The 15,170-nt window shown below is 63.5% G+C and carries 15 protein-coding genes and 1 riboswitch; of the genes, 8 read left to right on the top strand and 7 right to left on the bottom strand.

The window, feature by feature from the left end:
- Nucleotides 1-25: 25 nt before the first annotated feature.
- A riboswitch (SAM riboswitch) is annotated at nucleotides 26-103 on the top strand.
- Nucleotides 104-220: 117 nt separating this feature from the next.
- From metX to MESAU_RS07815, 3 genes are all read left to right on the top strand, one after another.
- Nucleotides 221-1,390: a homoserine O-acetyltransferase MetX gene (metX, locus tag MESAU_RS07825; RefSeq protein WP_015315520.1), complete on the top strand. Its 1,170-nt coding sequence runs from the start codon at nucleotides 221-223 to the stop codon at nucleotides 1,388-1,390.
- Nucleotides 1,391-1,511: 121 nt separating this feature from the next.
- Complete coding sequence (metW, locus tag MESAU_RS07820) at nucleotides 1,512-2,126, top strand: methionine biosynthesis protein MetW (protein WP_015315519.1); 615 nt, start codon at nucleotides 1,512-1,514, stop codon at nucleotides 2,124-2,126.
- Nucleotides 2,127-2,409: 283 nt separating this feature from the next.
- Entirely contained in the window at nucleotides 2,410-3,345 is a 936-nt protein-coding gene (locus MESAU_RS07815; protein ID WP_015315518.1) for a glycosyltransferase family 2 protein, read from the top strand.
- A gap of 122 nt (nucleotides 3,346-3,467) precedes the next feature.
- On the opposite strand, the gene MESAU_RS07810 is transcribed toward MESAU_RS07815, so the two are convergent.
- A complete protein-coding gene (locus MESAU_RS07810) occupies nucleotides 3,468-5,291 on the bottom strand; it encodes an ABC transporter ATP-binding protein/permease (protein ID WP_015315517.1) in 1,824 nt (607 codons plus the stop codon).
- Nucleotides 5,292-5,428: 137 nt separating this feature from the next.
- Nucleotides 5,429-6,214 (bottom strand): class I SAM-dependent methyltransferase, encoded by a 786-nt coding sequence (locus tag MESAU_RS07805; protein WP_015315516.1) that lies wholly within the window; start codon nucleotides 6,212-6,214, stop codon nucleotides 5,429-5,431.
- 189 nt (nucleotides 6,215-6,403) lie between these two features.
- Between MESAU_RS07805 and gloB the strand changes: the two genes are divergently transcribed.
- Together gloB and MESAU_RS07795 are read left to right on the top strand one after the other, a co-directional pair.
- The gene (gene gloB, locus MESAU_RS07800; RefSeq protein WP_015315515.1) at nucleotides 6,404-7,171 is read left to right on the top strand and encodes a hydroxyacylglutathione hydrolase; all 768 of its coding nucleotides are present in this window, start codon (nucleotides 6,404-6,406) and stop codon (nucleotides 7,169-7,171) included.
- 16 nt (nucleotides 7,172-7,187) lie between these two features.
- Entirely contained in the window at nucleotides 7,188-7,616 is a 429-nt protein-coding gene (locus MESAU_RS07795; RefSeq protein ID WP_015315514.1) for a cupin domain-containing protein, read from the top strand.
- On the opposite strand, the gene MESAU_RS07790 is transcribed toward MESAU_RS07795, so the two are convergent.
- Genes MESAU_RS07790 through MESAU_RS07780 form a run of 3 tightly spaced genes read right to left on the bottom strand, consistent with a single transcriptional unit; the run spans nucleotide 7,613 to nucleotide 10,027 of the window.
- Complete coding sequence (locus MESAU_RS07790; RefSeq protein ID WP_015315513.1) at nucleotides 7,613-8,287, bottom strand: lysoplasmalogenase family protein; 675 nt, start codon at nucleotides 8,285-8,287, stop codon at nucleotides 7,613-7,615. The genes MESAU_RS07795 and MESAU_RS07790 overlap by 4 nt on opposite strands.
- On the bottom strand, nucleotides 8,284-9,195 hold the full coding sequence (gene yddG / locus MESAU_RS07785; protein WP_015315512.1) for an aromatic amino acid exporter YddG: 912 nt from the start codon (nucleotides 9,193-9,195) through the stop codon (nucleotides 8,284-8,286). Before yddG ends, MESAU_RS07790 begins: the two co-directional genes overlap by 4 nt.
- 43 nt (nucleotides 9,196-9,238) lie before the next feature.
- Nucleotides 9,239-10,027 (bottom strand): DUF3108 domain-containing protein, encoded by a 789-nt coding sequence (locus MESAU_RS07780; RefSeq protein WP_015315511.1) that lies wholly within the window; start codon nucleotides 10,025-10,027, stop codon nucleotides 9,239-9,241.
- A 257-nt stretch (nucleotides 10,028-10,284) separates the two neighbouring features.
- Here MESAU_RS07780 and rpmB point away from each other — a divergent pair, with 257 nt between their 5' ends.
- The 3 genes from rpmB to MESAU_RS07765 all read left to right on the top strand — a co-directional run bounded on the left by rpmB (nucleotide 10,285) and on the right by MESAU_RS07765 (nucleotide 12,096).
- Nucleotides 10,285-10,581 carry a 50S ribosomal protein L28 gene (gene rpmB, locus MESAU_RS07775; protein ID WP_010911765.1) on the top strand — a complete coding sequence of 99 codons (297 nt, stop codon included), beginning with the start codon at nucleotides 10,285-10,287 and terminating at the stop codon, nucleotides 10,579-10,581.
- 157 nt (nucleotides 10,582-10,738) lie between these two features.
- Entirely contained in the window at nucleotides 10,739-11,422 is a 684-nt protein-coding gene (locus MESAU_RS07770) for a queuosine precursor transporter (RefSeq protein WP_015315510.1), read from the top strand.
- 2 nt (nucleotides 11,423-11,424) lie between these two features.
- Nucleotides 11,425-12,096 (top strand): spermidine synthase, encoded by a 672-nt coding sequence (locus MESAU_RS07765; protein ID WP_015315509.1) that lies wholly within the window; start codon nucleotides 11,425-11,427, stop codon nucleotides 12,094-12,096.
- 147 nt (nucleotides 12,097-12,243) lie between these two features.
- Here MESAU_RS07765 and MESAU_RS07760 read toward each other — a convergent pair whose 3' ends face one another.
- Nucleotides 12,244-13,266 (bottom strand): esterase-like activity of phytase family protein, encoded by a 1,023-nt coding sequence (locus MESAU_RS07760; RefSeq protein ID WP_015315508.1) that lies wholly within the window; start codon nucleotides 13,264-13,266, stop codon nucleotides 12,244-12,246.
- Nucleotides 13,263-15,161 (bottom strand): cobaltochelatase subunit CobT, encoded by a 1,899-nt coding sequence (gene cobT / locus MESAU_RS07755; RefSeq protein ID WP_015315507.1) that lies wholly within the window; start codon nucleotides 15,159-15,161, stop codon nucleotides 13,263-13,265. The genes MESAU_RS07760 and cobT overlap by 4 nt, the downstream gene beginning before the upstream one ends.
- Nucleotides 15,162-15,170 lie beyond the last annotated feature (9 nt).

Genomic DNA, 15,170 nt, shown 5'->3' with positions numbered 1-15,170 from the left:
AGGCAGGCGGGTTCTAGAAAGACGATGACAGTTCCGTGGTGATTTGGCCGGTCGGCTTGCAGCCACGTTAAACAATTCGCTAAAGGGCCGTTTGCGTGACGTAACCGGCTTTGCGAAGGCAATGCCGGTTTTTTGTTGTCCGCGACCGGCCGGACGGACGCATCGGCGGCGGAGATCGGCAACGATTTCCACGAGCGCACGGTGCAGCAAGAGAGACGTGATGGCCGCTCTGCGTGCAGGAAAGACCAACAACGAGGCCGACCAACCGTCGAGCCCGGTGTTGCGTTTCGGACCCGACAAGCCGCTCAAGCTCGACGCCGGCACGCTGCTGTCGCCGTTCCAGATCGCCTACCAGACCTATGGCACGCTGAACGATGCCCGCTCCAATGCCATCCTCGTCTGCCACGCGCTGACCGGCGACCAGCATGTCGCCAGCACCAATCCGGTAACCGGCAAGCCCGGTTGGTGGGAAGTGCTGATCGGACCGGGCAGGATCATCGATACCAGCCGTTTCTTCGTCATCTGCTCCAATGTCATCGGCGGCTGCTTGGGTTCCACCGGTCCGGCCTCTACCAACCCGGCCACGGGTAAACCCTATGGCCTCGACCTGCCGGTCATCACCATCCGCGACATGGTGCGCGCGCAGCAGATGCTGATCGACCATTTCGGCATCGAGAAACTGTTCTGCGTGCTCGGCGGCTCGATGGGCGGCATGCAGGTTCTGGAATGGGCGTCGAGCTATCCCGAGCGCGTGTTCTCGGCGCTGCCGATCGCCACCGGGGCGCGCCATTCGTCACAGAACATCGCCTTCCACGAAGTCGGGAGGCAGGCCGTGATGGCGGATCCGGACTGGCATGGCGGCAAATATTTCGAACACGGCAAGCGCCCGGAGAAAGGGCTGGCGGTGGCGCGCATGGCCGCCCACATCACCTATCTGTCCGAAGCCGCCCTGCACCGCAAATTCGGACGCAATTTGCAGGACCGCGAAGCGCTGACCTTCGGCTTCGATGCCGACTTCCAGATCGAGAGCTATCTGCGCCACCAGGGCATGACCTTCGTCGACCGCTTCGATGCCAACTCCTATCTCTACATGACGCGGTCGATGGATTATTTCGACCTCGCCGCCGATCATGGCGGCCGGCTGGCCGACGCCTTCGCCGGCACGAAAACCCGCTTTTGCCTGGTGTCCTTCACATCGGACTGGCTGTTCCCGACAGAAGAGAGCCGCTCCATCGTCCACGCACTCAACGCCGCCGGCGCCTCGGTATCCTTCGTCGAGATCGAGACCGATCGCGGCCACGACGCCTTCCTGCTCGACGAGCCGGAACTGTTTGCCGCCATCAACGGCTTCATCGGCTCGGCCGCGCGCGCCAGGGGGCTCAGCGCATGACCCCGAAAAGTTGCAGACGTTTCGGATCAAGGTCATGCGCCAAACAGGACGGCGAAGCCATGACCCCGAAAAGTTGCAGACGTTTCGGACCAAGGTCACGCGCCGTCCACCAGGCGAAGCCATGAGCGTCAACGGCAGCCAACGCGTCGACCTCGAGGTCGTCGCCAACCTCATCCCGCCGCAATCGCGTGTGCTCGACGTCGGCTCGGGCGACGGCTCATTGCTCGAATTGCTGCAGGACACCAAGCAGGTCGACGGTCGCGGACTCGAGCTGTCGCAGCGTGGCGTCAACGAATGCGTGGCGCGCGGTCTCAGTGTCATCCAGGGCGACGCCGACACCGATCTCGAATTCTATCCCGACAAGGGCTTTGACTTCGTTGTCCTGTCGCAGACCCTGCAGGCCACCCGCAACCCGAAGCTGGTGCTCGACGAGCTGCTCAGGATCGGCAACCGGGCGATCGTGTCTTTCCCCAATTTCGGTCACTGGCGGGTGCGCCTGTCGCTGTTCGTCAAGGGCCGCATGCCTGTGACCAGCGACCTGCCCTATTCCTGGTACGACACGCCCAACATCCACTTCTGCACGATCCGAGACTTCGTCAATTTGTGCGAAGAGCTTGGCGCGACAGTGGAGAAGGCGACCGCGCTCGACGCCAACGGCCAGAAGATCGGCCTGTCGATGCCATGGTGGTTCTGGAATTTCTTTGGCCAACAAGCAGTGTTCCTGCTGAAGCGATAATGAAATGGGCGACGCCCGCAGGCGCGACTGCCAATCCTTGAGGGTGGCCGCGCGTCTTTCAGCGGGTGCGAAAGTGTTGCAGTTGAAGCGCCATGAGCTGGAATTCATCATGCCTGGTCGGTCGAACGACGGCACGACGGGGTGACATGGCAGGTTGTTTTTTGTAGCGTCGCACCGAATCCGATGAGGCCCATCCAGGGGGAAGTCCGATCCATTTAGCCATCCCGATGATCAAAGGACCTGGCGCGAAGGGTGTTTACGCGCTGGAGGCGACCGACGTGATATGATCGGGAACACCGAACAGGCGCCCCTCGTCACGGTGATCACGCCGACTCACAACCGGCGCGAAACGGTGCTCCGCGCCGTCCAAAGCGTGCTTTCCCAGAGCATGCCGCGATTTGAACATATCGTCATCGACGATGGTTCGACGGACGGGACCGAGGCGGCGCTCGCCCGCATCCATGACCCCCGGCTGATCTATGTCGGCGCGAAGTGGCGCGGCGCCAATGCCGCCAGGAATGCCGGCATCGAGCTAGCCCGGGCGCCCGTGGTGACTTTTCTTGATTCGGACGATCTCTTCCTGCCGCACCGGCTCGAACGGACGCTGGCATGGTTCGACGACAATCCAGCGCTCGAAGTCCTGCTCTCCTCATATGTCTCGGTGAAGGGTGGCCGCGGCACCGCCTGCGTCAACCGCGGCGCTTTTCTGAACCCGCCAATGCTGGAGCGGGCGGTGGTTGCGCAAACGGCCTTCATAGCCGGATCGGCTATAACGGCCAGGCGCGAGGCTTTGCTGGCCATCGGGGGCTATGACAGCGACATTCCCCGGATGCAGGACCGCGAGCTTCTGCTGCGCTTCGCACAGCGCTTCGGCGCGCAATTATCGGAAGATATCGACTGGACGAAGCACAATTCGCAGAATTCGATTTCAGGCCGCAGGGACGGCTATGTCGAAGCCTACGCGATCCTGATGAGTAAGCATCCGCACATCGCTCGCTCCTACCCCCATGTCCCTCCCTTTATGATCACGCGGCAGATCATCGCCGATATTCTCCGGGGGCGAATACCACAGGCATTTGCAGGATACATGGCCAACCGCTCGTCTGATGCGCTTGGTTATTCATTGCCGGAACTGATCAACGGTTATCTCCACGGCCGCCGCTGGCGGCGCGACCTCTACGACGAAGTTCGTGGCAAGTTTGGAATTCCACCGGCCTGACCGGCGACAGCTCAGCGATCGAGCACGGCGCGTTGCAGGGCGCATTCCTTCTCGTCCGGCAGCGAGATGCCGACCGCCAGGCCTTGGCGGCCAGGCAACGGGCCGCAACGGGGGAAAAACTGCTACTTCCTGTGGTGGAGGCTTGCCGCGGCTGGCGGCGGCTCGATGGCACCCGCCCTGACGTGGGCAGGTTTCAGCGCGGGCGCGTCGGAATCCTTAACGATCGTCAGGGAACGCGGGAAGAACTGATTGTTGTGCTGGCCGCGCCCGATGTTGATGATCGCGGCGCCGGGCAGGCGCTTCTCCAGCAGCGACAGCACGCGCCGCAGCGAGGGTCCGTCGAACGCATCCATGGCTTCGTCGATGATCACCCATTTTGGCTGTCGCAAGGCGAGCCTGGCCACGCCAAGCAATCGCTGTTCGTCATCGCCCAACTCATGGTCCCAGCGTCCGACGCGGTCGAGCGACGACGACAGCCGTCCAAGACCGACCTCGGCAAGCACCGCTGAAATGTCTGCGTCGTTCGCCGGCGCATGCCCGTTCGGGTGATTGAGGACCTCGCGCAGCGTGCCGGCCGGCAAATAGGGCACACGCGGCACGAAGATGATGGTTTCCCCCGCCGGCAGGCCGATCCGCCCGCTGCCCCACGGCCACAGCCCGGCAATGGCGCGGAAGAACAGCGTCTTGCCGGCGCCCGGTTCACCGGTGATCATGACGCGCTCGCCGGCATGGATTTCGACATGCTGGTCGGCGAGCTTGGTGCATCCGTCCGGCGATGCCACCTGAAGCTTCTCGAACGTCAGGTTGCCATTGGCGTTGTCGGCGAATTCGATGCGCTTCTCCTTGTCGTGCAGCACATCGGTTTCATCGAGCGCGATGCGGAAGTCGGCGACACGCATCAGCGTGGCGCGCCAGTCGGCAATGCTGCCGATGTTGTTGATGAACCAACGCAGGGAGGAGTGGACCTGGTTGAAGGCCCCGACCGCCATCATCAGCCCGCCAAAGCTGATATCCCCCGAGAAATAGACCGGCGAGGCGACCAGGATCGGCGCCACGACCGTGATCCAGCCATAGGTATCGGTTACCCAGGACAGATTGATCTGGGCGGTGTAGATGCGCCGCATGGCGCCCAGCACCGTGCCGAGGTCGAGTTGCAGCCGTCGCTTGGCGTCATCCTCCCCACGGTACAGCGCGATGGCATCGACATTCTCGTTGACGCGCACCATCGAGGAGCGCAGTTCCGCTTCGCGCGTATAGCGGTCGCTGTTGAGGCTGATGAGCGGCCGCCCGACCAGCCAGCTCAGCCACGAGGCGGTACCGGCATAGAGGAACGCGGCCCAAACCATGTAGCCCGGTATCGCCAGCGACCAGCCGTTGACGTGGAAGACGAAGCCCGAAGACAGTTCCCACAGCACACCGACAAAGGACACGAGCAGGATGAACGACTGCAGCAGGCCGACACCAAGATCGGTCGACAGGTCCGAGAGATGCGCGGCATCCTGTTGCATGCGCTGGTCGGGATTGACGCCGATGGCGCCGGCATTGGCCAGCCGGAAGGCGCGCGCCGGCCGCATCCATTGGTCGATCAGGTCCAGCGTCAGCGCCTCGCGCAACTTCAGCCGGATCATCTGGTTGAGCCAGGTCTGGCCGATATTGAGCACCAGCAGTCCGCCGGCGATCATGGCAAAGACCATCAGCTGATGCAGGAAGGCCGCCATGTCGCGGCGCGCGAGGGCATCGTAGAAGGGCTGGTTCCAGCGGTTGAGCAAGACCTGGCCGATCGACGTCGCGATAATGACGCCCATGATGCCGAGCGACGTCCACAGCAACCACTTGCGAACCGGCGATCCGATCAGCGCCCGCTTGATCGTCGCCACCTGATCGCGCAGGCTGCTGGCGACGGCGACCGGCTGAATGGTGGCCTGATTGTCCAATTGATCAGCCATGGCCGAGGTCCTTGCGTTCAGTAGCGAAGCTGAAACCGGATGAAGGGAGCCGACGGCGGCAGCCCCTCAACCACTCCGCGAGCCCAGCACGACAGATAGGTCGGAAAGACGCGGCGCGATGCAAGTTTCCATCGCGATCACGAAGGTGTCACTTGCCGGGGCGATGCCACACCCCTTGCCTCGGCCCGCCGGCCGAGCCGTGTCGCGCCATGCGGCGACAGCACCGGCACGAAGACGCGGCGGGACGCACGCTGGGCCACCGGCACGCCTTGATAGAGCCGTTTCTGCGCTTCGACGACAATGACGCCGGAAAAGATCGGCCACAGCCTCCGGCCGGCGCGCTCCAGCACATTGTGGAAGCGCATCATGAAACGCCGCCGCGATGGCGGGAAGAACAGCGCATCCGACCAGGCGGCGGGCGTGAAATTCGCCTCACGCAGCAATTCGGTGAGCTGCCCGCGTGAGAAGGGCCGGCCATTGCCGAACGGCGTATGTTCGAAACGCGCCCAGACACCGCGCCGGTTTGGCACGACGATGACGACGCGCCCGGCCGGCGACAGCACCCGCCAGATCTCGTTCAGCGTTTCACGCGGGTTTTCGACGTGTTCGAGCGAATGGACGAGCAGCATGCGGTCGATGCAGGAATCGACCAGTGGCAGTTCCTCGTCGAACACCAGGGCCGTCGCCGTTGGCCCGGCCGCCGGCCAGACCACGGCGCCCTGGGTCGCCGGCATGAAGGCGAAGACCCGCTCGGCGTCGGTGCCGAAGCGTTCCAGCCAGGGCAAGGTATAGCCCAGGCCGACCAGCCGCTCATTGGGCACCGCGGCCCATATCGACGACAGCGCCATGGTGATCGAGCGCTCGGCGAACCGGCCGAGCGTTGTCGAATAGAAGGAACGAAGGTCGACGATGTCGGAATGCATGTCAGGGATGTAGCCGTGATGTCAGCCGGATTCAACAAAAGGCCAAAGCGGCCGGCACGGCGGATGTCAATTTGACATCCCACGATAACATTCGCTTTGCTCGCCATCCGGGATGACATTCGCTTTCTCATCCGGGATGACATTCACGCAGCGGCGCCCTATGTCTGCGGCGGCAAATGGAGAAATGCGATGCCGGTCGAAATCGAACAGTTCATGTGCCGCACCGACAATTTCGGCGTGCTGGTGCATGACCCCGAAAGCGGCCAGACCGCGATTATCGACGCGCCCGAGGAAGCGCCGATCCTGGCCGCGATCAAGCGCACCGGCTGGACGCCGACGATGATCCTGACCACGCATCATCATATGGATCACGTCGAGGCCAATCTGGCGCTCAAGGAGCGCTTCAAGCTGCGCATCGTCGGCCCGGAGGCGGAAAAGGCCAAGATTCCCGGCATCGATGAAACCGTCGAAGAAGGCTCCGTCCTGCATCTCGGCCATGAGCGCATCGAAGTGATCGCCACGCCCGGGCATACCGCTGGCCATGTCTCCTACCATCTGCCGTTGTCGAAAGTGGCGTTCACCGCGGATACGTTGTTTGCGCTGGGTTGTGGACGGCTGTTCGAATGCAAGCCGCCGGTGATGTACGAATCGCTGCGGAATCTCGCGGCCCTTCCCGCCGAGACGACAATCTATTGCGGCCACGAATACACGCTCGCCAATGCCCGTTTCGCGCTGAGCGTCGACCCCACCAATTCGGCGTTGAAGGAGCGCGCCGCGCGGATCGAGGCGCTGCGGGTCGACAACAAGCCGACGCTGCCGACGACGATCGGCGAGGAACTGTCGACCAATCCCTTCCTGCGCTGGCACGATCCGGCAATCCGCAAGCATCTTGGCATGGAAAAGGCCGGGGATGCCGAGGTCTTCGCCGAGATCCGCAAGCGCAAGGACAATTTCTGATGCCAGCTTTCTGCCGATGACCAGTTCCGCGGAAATCATCGCAACACTCGCCCTGAAGCCGCATCCGGAAGGCGGCTGGTACGCGGAAACCTTTCGCGACGAAGCCGGCGGTGCGCGCGGCCATTCGACCGCCATCTATTTTCTGCTGGAACAGCATCAGGTTTCGGCCTGGCATCGGGTCAGGGACGCCGCCGAGCTTTGGCACTTTTATGCCGGCGCGCCATTGGCATTGTCGATGTGGGAAGAAGGCGGCGCCATTATCGAGCAGGTTCTCGGCATCGAGCTCGCGGCGGGTGAACGGCCGCAGATCGTCGTGCCGGCGGGCTGGTGGCAATCGGCGCGTACACTGGGCGAATGGACGCTGGTCGGCTGCACGGTGGCGCCGGGTTTTGATTTCGCCGCCTTCGAACTGGCCGAGCCGGGCTGGCAGCCGAAGCCGATTTAACCCAGCAGGAATCCCAGCGTGACCGCCAGTTGGGCGGCATAGTACAAAACCCACACGGTGAAACGCATCCAGGCGCGATGCTGCGAGACGGCCGCCACTAAAAATTTCTCCATGGCGAGCAGCCCGTCCGATGCCATGAACAGTACGGCGCCACCGATCACCCAGACATTGCTTGTCGTTAGCGCCGACATGCCCATCGCCAGGATCGCCACGACATAGACGGCAATCGGTATACGCAAGCCGGGACCAACGCGGCGCCAAAGCGCGGCCAGCATGACGATCGCGAACACCGCCATGGCCAGCGCGATCGCGCTACGCCAGGGCTCGGCGCCAAGCAACTCCAATCCGGCACCGCTGCGCAGCAACAACGCGACATAGACGATATGGGCGACGAGAAAACTGGCCAGTCCACCGAGAAAGGCTTTTTCGCCGTCGCGCGACAAGAAGGCATCGCCAATGGCGCTCAGCGCAAGGGCGGCGACCAGCAGCAGCGGCCCGCCTTGTATTGCGGCGAGTACGGCGAGCATCGCGACGGCAAGTGTCTTTGCCGCCGAGCGGGCCAGCGTCGGCGGCATGCCAAGCGTGAAGCCATAGATCACCGCCGCCACCAGCGAAAAGATCAGCGTCGCATTGGCGTTGCCGTCAATGCCCCCAGCAAACGGCATCGTCATGCCCTGGCTCCGTCTTCGGATGCCCTGGCTCCGCTCTCCGTAGCCGGCTTGCGCAGGAACAGCGATTTTGCCGCTAGCGCCGCGCCGCCGGTGATGAGCACACAGGCGGCCAGAATGCGCAGCGACGGTTCGGCGACGCCGGCCGCGATCAGCACCAGCGTCGACAGCAGCGGCGCCGCGTAGCTCGCGGCACCCAGCACCTGGATGTTGCCGCGCTTGACACCGATGTCCCAGGCATAGAAGGCCGCGCCCACCGGCATCAGGCCGAGCCCGAGCACGGCCAGCCACTGGCCGGCGCCGTCAGGCAGAACCGTTTGTTCCAGCGCCAGGTGGCAGACGAGCGACAGCACGGCGGTTGCCGCGCAGAACCGGGTGACGATGCTGGTCGGCACCGACGGGAAACGTCGAGACAGCAAGGAATAGGACGACCATAGCAGGGCGCAGACGGCGGCCATGGCGTAACCGAAGGCGTAGCGCGCATCGAAAGCCAGGCCGCCGCCCTTGGTGACGATCAGCACGGTGCCGGCAAGGCCGAGCAGCGCGCCGACGACATGGTTCCAGGCCAGCTTCTCGCCCGGCATCAGCGCCGAGCCCAGCACGATCAGCAGCGGCCAGAGATACGCAATCAGGCTCGCCTCGACCGCCGGCGCGTTGCGCAGCGCGGTGAAGTAGAAGAAGTGGTAGCCGAAGAGGCCGGCAATGCCGATCACCCAGACCTGAGGAGGGGTCTTTTGACTCCTGTCGGTGGCCGGCATGAACAGTCGGGCGACAAACCCCACGCCTGTGCCGATCGAGAAGGTGATCGCCGACAACAGGAATGGCGGCACCTTGCCGGACGCATCCGTCAGCAACGCCAGCAATGCCCACATGGCGACCGCCGAAAAGCCGATCAGTGTTGCGCGCCCCATTTTGTCTCCAGTGGCGCGCCCGTTCTGTCTCCGGCGGCGTGCCTTATTGTACCGCTTCGAACCGTCTGGCGCTGATGGTCAAGGTGCCGATCTGCGTTCCGACCGTGGCGTGGATCGGCGCATATACGCCGGTTTGGCCGAGCGGTGCAAACGTCACCATCATGCGGCTTTTGTTCTTGAGATAATTGAGCGCCTTGCGGCCCTTGCGATAGCCCGCCACCGGCTCGAAACCCATCTGGCAGGTGACGGTGTCGCCCTTGTAGCCCGGCACCGAGATCGTTCCTTTCGAGGCGTAGGTCAGCGTCAGGTCGGCGCGCATCTCACCATCGTAGAACTTGACCTTGCGGCCACAGACCTGGTCGAGGCTGTCGGCATGGATGACGGTCGCCGCCATCGGATCGAGCACCGATGCCAGGTCGCCGGCGCCGAGCGGCACCCAGGCCTTGGGATCGCGCTTGCCCGGAGCGGGGATCACCCGCGTCGAGGTCACGTTGCCATTGCTAAAGCGAATGTCGATCGAAGACGCCTTCTTGCCGGAAGTGTAGTCGGCCCGAAACGCCTGCGGCACCATTTTCTGGCCCGAAATCGTGCCTTTTGACGAGATCGTGCCCCGCGTGTCGTCGAACAGCTTGGCCAGACCCGCCGCCGAGACACTGCCTTCGATCGCGTAGGCACCGTTCTCATAATGGCTGGAAAAGGTCGATCTGGCGATCGAGAGACCAAGGAACGACACCGTGTATTCGCCCTTGAACGACTGCGGCGAGGCAGCGGACGCAGCGGTCGGCAAGGCGATGACAAGCGCGGCAACAAGCGCGTGAGACGAACGAGGCATGGCGGGATCGGATCCTTGGTTTCGGCCGGAGGCGGGCGACTCCGGTCTGGCGTGTCCCTATGAGACCGCTTATACGGTGAAATCCGGCCTTAATATGAAAAGCCGGGCGCTTCCGTGCGGAAGCCGGAGCTTGACGACCCGGTGAAATGCAACTATGGAACGCCAACTTTTCCATAAGGCCGCCTGACCAGAACCGCGCGCCACCCGGCGCGGGTACAAAGGTTTGGCAGGCCCCGAGAGAACTGAAGGTTAGAACCATGTCCCGCACCTGCGAACTCACTGCCAAGGCAGTCCAGACCGGCAACAATGTGAGCCACGCCAACAACAAGACCAAGCGTCGCTTCCTGCCGAACCTCGTCAATGTGACGCTCATTTCGGAAGCGCTGAACCAGAATGTACGCCTGCGCATCTCGGCCAACGCGCTGCGTTCGGTCGAACATCGCGGCGGCCTCGATGCCTTCCTGGCCAAGGCCGACGTCAAGGAACTGTCGCAGCGCGCGCGTCTCTTGAAGAAGCAGATCGCCAAGAAGCTTGCCGAGCAGGTCGCTGCGTAACATCCAGATAAAGGCGGGGGACGACCGCCTGGCCAACCTCCTTGCTGGCCGCTGAGCATCGGATAGATCCGCAAGGTTCGACACTCCGATGCTCAATTACGAAGCGAGCGCTGCCTCGGCATGATGCTCCGCTGGTTCCATTACCCAGGATAAAAAAATGTCTTCTTTCTCGCGGTACCTGCCTTTCGTGGCTGCCATGGCGCTTGTCGTCGTGGCATCGAACATCCTCGTGCAGTTTCCCATGCAGGGAAACATCGGCGGCCTGTCGCTCGCCGACGTTTTGACCTGGGGCGCTTTCATCTATCCCTTCTCTTTCCTGGTCACGGACCTCGCCAACCGCCGTTACGGGCCTGCCGTGGCGCGCCGGATCGTCTTTGTCGGCTTCATGACGGCGGTGGTCTGCTCGATCCTCGTCCCGCCCTTCCTGTTCCGCCATGGCCTGATCGAATTCGAGACATCAGCCGACCGGCTGGTGCGCATCGCGGCGGCTTCCGGAGCGGCGTTCCTGTCCGCGCAATTGCTCGATGTGACCGTGTTCAACCGTTTGCGCCGGCAGAGCTGGTGGCGGGCGCCGATCGTCGGCACGCTGGTCGGATCGGTGTTCGACACCCTCGTGTTCTTCGGCGTCGCCTTTTCAGCCGCCTTTGCCTTCGTCGGCCCAAGCGACGGGTTTGCGCTGGAGAGCGCCCCATTGATGGGCGTGTTTCATGTCGACGCCATGCGCTGGGTGTCCTGGGCGCTCGGCGACCTCAGCGTGAAACTGATCATCGCTGTCGTGGCTCTGATCCCTTACCGGCTGCTCGCCGCCCGCTGGAGCCAGCCGGCCGCCGCTGCGGCCTAGCCGTGATTCCCTGGATCCAGCTGGACTCCGCGAAAACGCCTGATGACCAGCAGGAACTGCGGCTGAAACAGCGCGGTTCTGAATTCTCGATCATGCTCGGTACCAACGAGCTGATGAACAGCCGGCTGAGCGGCTCCGAGGAAGCGCTGGCAAAACTGTGCTGCCAGAGGATTGCGGGTCATCGTCGGCGGAGAATCCTGATCGGGGGGCTCGGCATGGGTTTTACGCTGCGCGCTGCCCTCGCCGAATTGGGCGACAATGCCGAGATCGTCGTCGCGGAACTGGTGCCGGCCGTCGTCGCCTGGGCGCGCGGCCCGATGGCCGAGATTTTTGCCGGCTCGCTCGATGATCCCCGCGTCACCATCCACGAAACCGATGTCGGCCAGCTCATACGGTCCGCACCCATTGCCTGGGACGCGATCCTGCTCGACGTCGACAATGGCCCCGAAGGCATCGTCCACAAGGGCAATGACGCGCTCTACAGCGTGGCTGGCCTCGCCGCCGCACGCACCGCCCTAAGACCGGGCGGAGTCCTGGCCGTATGGTCGCAAGGGCCGGATGCCGGCTTCACGCGGCGGTTGAAACAGGCAGGTTTCGCTGTCGAGGAAGTCAACACGCGCGCCAACGGCAAGCGCGGCGCGCGCCATGTCATCTGGATCGCCACCAACAGCTAGCGGTCCAGACCAGAGCCGTCAGCAGCGGTGTTTGGACCTGTCTGGACTTGTCGAGCTCCGCGCAACCCCTGGCTTGTCAGGGCAGGATTCTCGGAAATGGCCGACGCATAAAAACATCGCCAATGAGCGTCGCGAAGGGGCTGCCCCTCAATCCTGGTGCAGAATGAATTCCAGATACAGATTGCGCTGCAGGATCGAGTGGTTGTCGTCGGAGATCAGCGACACCATCAACGCGCCGTCATCCCGGCTCCAGACATCGAGCCCTTCCATATTGTCGATCTGGTAGCTCATGTCGGCTTGCAGCAGCACCGGCCCGTCGGCGACGGCGCCCTTCTCGACGCTCTCTCCATAAATGCGCCGCAGCCGCATCTTGAGGCCGCCCGCCATGGTGAAACTGCGCTCCAGCAGCAAGAGGTCGCCATCCGGTAGGAAGGCGCCGTCGGTGATGTCGAAATCGTCGTTGCGCTTGACAGTGAAGACGCCCCTATGCGGGCCTTCGATAATGGCGGCGTAGATGTTGCCTGATTTGTCGAGGCTCTTCTCCGAGACCACGACCAGGCCGCCTTCATGCTGACCATTGGCATTTGAATGGGTGACTGTCTCGAAGCCGCGGTTCTGCCGCAGCTCCCACGCCGGCACCACGAAATCCAGCTGCCTAAATGGCGCCTTCATGTTGTCCGGGTCGATCCTGAACTGGGAGACACGGTGGTTGCGCTCGAAACCGACGGTGGCAATGCCGTCCTTGACCGCGAGGCCTTCGGCGTCGACTTCCCATTTTTCGTCGATCGGCTGCCCGCCCTGGTCGGCCATCTGCTGCATGCGAAAATTCTGGATGCCCACGGGGCGCCTGTCGGCATCGCGGGCCACAGTGCCGAAGAACCAGTAACCGATATCGGCAACGCCGATGAAATCGCTGCCGGCTTTCAGAAACCGAAAGGCCGACAACGCGCCGAAATCGCGCGATGGCGAGGTCATTTCCAGCCCACCGACGAATTCGAGCGGACCGAATTGCTTGTCGGCGCGGCCAATGTGGAATTCGGTGATCGGGCGTGCCGAGACGGCGACAGGTTCGACTGGAGCCGAGCCGGCCGAACCTGCCGGAGCCACACCGGCGAGCAGGACGATGGCGGCGAAAAGCGTTTGCCTAAACCCGCCTCGCGAAAAGATCATCCGGCGCGCCGCATGCCGCCGCGACGCGTATCCTTCGCGCTTTCCTCGGCAAACAGCGAAGCCAGTTGCTCGGTCATGGCGCCGGCCAGTTCCTCGGCATCGACGATGGTGACGGCGCGCCTGTAGTAGCGCGTGACGTCATGGCCTATGCCGATGGCCAGCAGCTCGACCGGTGAGCGCGTCTCGATCAATTCGATGACGGCGCGCAGATGCCGCTCGAGATAATTGCCCGGATTGACCGACAGCGTGGAATCGTCGACCGGCGCGCCGTCCGAGATCATCATCAGGATCTTGCGCTGTTCGGGCCGGGCAATCAGCCGGTTGTGGGCCCACAGCAGCGCCTCGCCGTCGATATTCTCCTTGAGCAGGCCTTCACGCATCATCAGGCCAAGGTTGCGGCGTGCCCGCCGCCATGGATGATCGGCGGATTTGTAGATGATATGACGCAGATCGTTGAGGCGGCCGGGGTTCGGCGGCTTGCCGTCCTTCAGCCACTTCTCGCGCGCCTGTCCGCCCTTCCAGGCCCGCGTGGTGAAGCCGAGGATCTCGACCGAGACGCCGCAGCGCTCCAGCGTGCGCGCCAGAATGTCGGCACAGGTGGCGGCGACCGTGATCGGCCGGCCACGCATCGAGCCGGAATTGTCGAGCACCAGCGTCACCACCGTGTCGCGGAACTTGGTGTCGCGCTCCTGCTTGAACGACAACGGCTGCATCGGATCGATGACGACGCGCACCAGCCGCGCCGGGTCGAGATAGCCCTCTTCCAGGTCGAAATCCCAGGACCGGTTCTGCTGCGCCATCAGCCGGCGCTGCAGCCGGTTGGCGAGCCGTCCGACCACGCCCGACAGATTGGCAAGTTGCTTGTCGAGGAAAGCGCGCAGCCGGTCGAGTTCTTCCTCTTCGCAGAGCTCCTCCGCGCCGACCGTCTCGTCGAAAGCTGACGTGTAAACCTTGTAGTCGATTTCCTTCGGCAGATTGGTAAAGGGATTGTCGTTGCGGCGCGCCTCGCCGGGCGTCTCGGCATCGGCATCGTCATCATCGGACAGATCGTCGGCCGTTGCATCGGAGGCTTCCGTCTCGGCCGACTGCTCGTCGTCTGCGGAGGCTTCGGCATCCTCGGACTGGGACTGTTCTGAGCCGGAATCGTCTTCGCCGCCCTCCTCGCTCTGTTCCTCGCCTTGCGGCTGGTTGTCGTCATTGTCCTCGGAATCCTCGGTCTCCTGGTCGTCGCCGAGTTCCTCGGCCATTTCCATGGAGGCAAGCATCTCGCGCACGACGCGGGCGAAGGCCTGCTGGTCCTCGAGCTTTTCCGACAGGCCGTCGAGGTCGGCCTTGGCCTTCTCCTCGACCCAGGGCCGCCAGAGTTCAACCAACCGCTCGCCGCTCTTCGGCACCGGCCGGCCGGTCAGCTTTTCGCGCACCATCAGCGCCAGCGCCTCCTCGATGGGCGCGTCGGCCTTGTCCTTGACGTCGACGAGGTTGGCCTTGGTGTATTTGTCCTCCAGCATCGACCCGATATTGTCGGCGACGCCCTGCATGGCGCGGCTGCCGATCGCCTCGACGCGGGCCTGTTCGACCGCGTCGTAGATGGCACGGGCGGCCTTGCCTTCCGGCGCCAGTCTGCTGTGGATGCGCACATCATGGCAGGCGCGCTTCAACGCCATGGAATCGCCGAGCCCGCGGGTAATCGCGATGTCGGACTTCGATGCCTTCTTGGGCAGTTCGGGCAGCCGCGCACGGCTGCCCGCCAGCGCCGGCCTGTCCTTGGCGAAGCCGACTTCCATTTCCTTGTCGCCGGCAATGGCGCGCATGCAGACGGTGACGGCGCGCTTGAAGCTGTCGGCTTCAGACCCCGTCTTGGACTTGTTGCGCGTATTGTCGCCCGGACCCGCCATCGAGGCTCT

Origin of the sequence: Mesorhizobium australicum WSM2073 (assembly GCF_000230995.2) — a bacterium.
Lineage (GTDB): Bacteria > Pseudomonadota > Alphaproteobacteria > Rhizobiales > Rhizobiaceae > Mesorhizobium > Mesorhizobium australicum.
Note: the sequence above shows the minus strand (reverse complement) of the source record. Positions and strands in the feature narration are given on the sequence as shown.

Excerpts from the sequence above, each read along its gene's own strand:
- metX (WP_015315520.1), top strand. The coding sequence starts at position 221 with ATGGCCGCTCTGCGTGCAGGAAAGACCAACAACGAGGCCGACCAACCG.
- metW (WP_015315519.1), top strand. The coding sequence starts at position 1,512 with ATGAGCGTCAACGGCAGCCAACGCGTCGACCTCGAGGTCGTCGCCAAC.
- MESAU_RS07815 (WP_015315518.1), top strand. The coding sequence starts at position 2,410 with ATGATCGGGAACACCGAACAGGCGCCCCTCGTCACGGTGATCACGCCG.
- MESAU_RS07810 (WP_015315517.1), bottom strand. The coding sequence starts at position 5,291 with ATGGCTGATCAATTGGACAATCAGGCCACCATTCAGCCGGTCGCCGTC.
- MESAU_RS07805 (WP_015315516.1), bottom strand. The coding sequence starts at position 6,214 with ATGCATTCCGACATCGTCGACCTTCGTTCCTTCTATTCGACAACGCTC.
- gloB (WP_015315515.1), top strand. The coding sequence starts at position 6,404 with ATGCCGGTCGAAATCGAACAGTTCATGTGCCGCACCGACAATTTCGGC.
- MESAU_RS07795 (WP_015315514.1), top strand. The coding sequence starts at position 7,188 with ATGACCAGTTCCGCGGAAATCATCGCAACACTCGCCCTGAAGCCGCAT.
- MESAU_RS07790 (WP_015315513.1), bottom strand. The coding sequence starts at position 8,287 with ATGACGATGCCGTTTGCTGGGGGCATTGACGGCAACGCCAATGCGACG.
- yddG (WP_015315512.1), bottom strand. The coding sequence starts at position 9,195 with ATGGGGCGCGCAACACTGATCGGCTTTTCGGCGGTCGCCATGTGGGCA.
- MESAU_RS07780 (WP_015315511.1), bottom strand. The coding sequence starts at position 10,027 with ATGCCTCGTTCGTCTCACGCGCTTGTTGCCGCGCTTGTCATCGCCTTG.
- rpmB (WP_010911765.1), top strand. The coding sequence starts at position 10,285 with ATGTCCCGCACCTGCGAACTCACTGCCAAGGCAGTCCAGACCGGCAAC.
- MESAU_RS07770 (WP_015315510.1), top strand. The coding sequence starts at position 10,739 with ATGTCTTCTTTCTCGCGGTACCTGCCTTTCGTGGCTGCCATGGCGCTT.
- MESAU_RS07760 (WP_015315508.1), bottom strand. The coding sequence starts at position 13,266 with ATGATCTTTTCGCGAGGCGGGTTTAGGCAAACGCTTTTCGCCGCCATC.
- cobT (WP_015315507.1), bottom strand. The coding sequence starts at position 15,161 with ATGGCGGGTCCGGGCGACAATACGCGCAACAAGTCCAAGACGGGGTCT.